Origin of the sequence: Vibrio cholerae ATCC 14035 (genome assembly GCF_000621645.1) — a bacterium.
In the GTDB taxonomy this organism is placed as follows: Bacteria; Pseudomonadota; Gammaproteobacteria; order Enterobacterales; family Vibrionaceae; genus Vibrio; species Vibrio cholerae.
Genome location: NZ_JHXR01000055.1, coordinates 1 through 3,072 on the forward strand (window position 1 = coordinate 1; position 3,072 = coordinate 3,072).

Here is a 3,072-nt window from a genome sequence, read left to right on the forward strand (position 1 = left end):
CGCTTGGCATTTTCAGTGCTAATCGTTGGGTTTTGTGTTTATGGTGGCATGGTTGAGTCTCGTGTTAGCGTTGCTCACACCTTAATGCGGCGTTATACAAAAAGGAGAAAAACTTGAGTTTAGGTTTTTGGGGTTGGCTGAAAAGTAACTTGTCTCACCTGTTTTCATTATTGGGTATCATCTTAACTATCTACTTTTCTATTTGGTATGTTCCTCAATATTCGGAAGAACTAAAATTTAAGCGTATTGAGAGTGTACACAATGAACTTGTAAGTACTATTCAAGAGCTCGTTTATAACAACCATGAGGTTAACGAGCACAATATTGAGACATTGATATCTGGGAAAGAGGTAAAAAACAATATTGTTTATCCTTTTACCAAGCAGGAGCTGCTGATACAGGTTCAAGACGCTTTTTTATCTAATCGTTTTATCCCACTAGACGCGCGAAAGTCATTGGTTGATAAAGTAGATGAGATTAGAAACTCTATAAAACAATCTGTAGAACCAGTTGAGCCAGCAAAATCTAAAGCTTCTAGTCTATTGAGTATTGCCGCAGGTATATTTGGTAGCTTGGCTGCTGCCCTTGGCTTCTCTAGCTTAACTTTCGTTGCCAAGCGTCAACGTAAAGAAGAAATTGAGCTTGAAATTAACGATGCTAAAGAGAAATATCAACAAGTCATCAAGCGTACTATTGCTTTTGAAAGCAAAGTTCATAAGGTGTTAATGGCTTACTTCGGTCGTAAAAACATAGAACAAGAAACAGAGCGAGATATTGGCATAGACTTTATCGTTAAAAATAACGGTGTTGCTAAGCTAGGTGTGGCAATCAAAGATTACAGAAACCAACGTGTTAATTCTAATCAGATTCATATGCTCCACTCAGTATCAGCCTCGCTTAACCTTCCAATATTGTTGGTTACAAACTCCCCATTAACTGAAGATGCGAAGCAACTTGTTGAACGTTTAAACGCTAGAGACCCAAATAGAGCTCGCGTTATGGTGAGTGATTTTGATGGGCTTGGTGGGCAATTGGAGAATTTTGTATAACAAACAGTTCAAGAGGGATTCAGCACGCTTGGCATTTTTGGTATGCATTGGTTTCGGTGTTGAAGTGCAATGCTGTAACATCGGTATTGCGTGCTTCACCCCTTAACTGGGCGTTATGGCGCTTTATAACGAATTGTTGTTTGCTATGCGCTTTTTTGCTTAGTGTCTTTGTTGTATATTTGATGCCAAAATAGTTTTACTTATTAAAAGGTTACTTATGCTGTCATACTATGAGCGAAATATTGATTATCTCGAATTGGAACTTAAGTCAATCCCAACTAATGTAAATGTCCGTTTTAGTTTAAACGAACATATCATTCCTCATTTAAAGAAGGCGGCGGAAGAAAAAACAGCTGTATTTTTAACAAAAAATAAAACCGCATCGCTACATGTTCACTCAGTCGATGTTGATGAATTGAATGAAATAGCAGTTATCCTTTTTCATTACACCGACACTAACCTTACGGATCCAGCATTTAAGAATATGACGTCAGGATCCGTTCGGATTGCGGGAAAAACAAAAGGTGAGGGTATCGCAGTTTCAGCGCACCTAGTAGTAGACTTGAATCATTTCAAAGGTCAGAGAGCACCAATTCATTTAGCGTTGTTGGAAGTCGTACCAGGTATAACCAAATCTCTAATTGAACGAGCTCTTACTAGCTTGTTTAACAAGACTATTAACCGGCCTAAATGGACATACAAATCAAGCACTGAAAGCAAAAGTAAGCCATGTCGCCCAAGTTTTAGTTTTAATAATCTAGCTTCAGAGAGTTTATCCGAAGGCTTGAAAACTCGTCGCTTAACAGGTGTGACGTTGATACACAAGACAAATGAAGATGACTTCGACGAAGACGATCTGATTACTAAAGAGACTCAAGTTAGTTATGCAATAGGTGCTAGTTTGAAAGAAGAGGCAGCCGAACAGCTCCTTTATCGACTTTCTAGAAAAGCTAAAAGCAAAGGCTACTCGACTCTGAAAGTACAATATGATGATGAATATCGAGGCACTAGAACAGGTAAGTTTAACTCTTTGGAAGAAGAAGCTATCAAACGAGCAACTGGAGTATTTTGCAAACGAGGTAAAGTTTATACTGAAAGCCAAATACATCAGTGTCAGGACAGTTTGCATTATCAATTGGTCAATAAAATCAAGGCATTAATATGCAAAGAGTGTGGGGTGGCATATGCTGAAAGCAACAATAAAGAAGTTACTGAAACCACTTTATTACCTCAAAATTAAGCATGAGCAAAAACTATTTATAGATATATATCTGCCACTAATGGTGGCTGCATTATTTTTGTTTTTGCTTTCTCGTACTTCTGTAGAAATCGCTTTTGTAGGAAAAAGTGGTTTAGTGCAGTTGGTGAATGGTTTGTTGCAAGTTCTGATTGGTTTTTTTGTTGCATCGTTAGCTGCTGTTGCAACTTTTCAACGTCCAGGAATGGATGAGAACATGAGAGGTAAAGCTCCAACTTTACAAGGTAAAGGTGTTACTCGAAGACAGTACCTTTGCTATATGTTCGGCTATCTGGCATTTATGAGTATCGCTGTTTATTTTGGTAGTGGTGTTCTTGAGTTGACCATGAAAGTCTGGAAAGAAACTTTCGGCAGCTATTTTACACAGGTAAAGTTGGTAGCGGTTTTTATCTATTTTTCATTGGTTAGCAATATTATTTTTACAACATTGCTTGCTCTACACTTTCTTACAGACAGGATAGTTAGAGACAATGACGTTGAACCTGATGAAGAACCAGCGCCATAACAAACGCCTCAAAGGGACTGCCAACGCGTGGCGTTTTCAGTCCCATTGAACCGCTGTGGTTACTGTTGTTGTGTTTGAGTTTAGTGGTAATGCGTTGTCAGCCCCTTAGGCGGGCGTTATTTTGCTTATTCAAATCATGGAGGAAAGCGGTAAGTGTTATATGCCAAAGCTTTAAGTATTGGAGACGAAATTGGTTTTTTCTCACCATCTTCACCGGCTACAGCCTTTGCTCCAAATCGATTTCAAAGAGCAAAAGCTTA

At 38.6% G+C, this 3,072-nt stretch carries 3 protein-coding genes and 1 pseudogene; all 4 read left to right on the forward strand.

The window, feature by feature from the left end:
* The first annotated feature begins 113 nt into the window (after positions 1-113).
* Positions 114-1,049, forward strand: a complete 936-nt coding sequence (locus T411_RS0115530; RefSeq protein ID WP_000051985.1) for a restriction endonuclease — start codon at positions 114-116, stop codon at positions 1,047-1,049.
* Between the two features lie 217 nt (positions 1,050-1,266).
* Positions 1,267-2,289, forward strand: a complete 1,023-nt coding sequence (locus tag T411_RS0115535) for a hypothetical protein (protein WP_000954291.1) — start codon at positions 1,267-1,269, stop codon at positions 2,287-2,289.
* A 40-nt stretch (positions 2,290-2,329) separates the two neighbouring features.
* Positions 2,330-2,812 (forward strand): hypothetical protein, encoded by a 483-nt coding sequence (locus T411_RS0115540; protein ID WP_001900268.1) that lies wholly within the window; start codon positions 2,330-2,332, stop codon positions 2,810-2,812.
* Between the two features lie 153 nt (positions 2,813-2,965).
* A pseudogene (locus T411_RS1000000120895) lies at positions 2,966-3,072 on the forward strand (LD-carboxypeptidase); the annotation flags it as partial.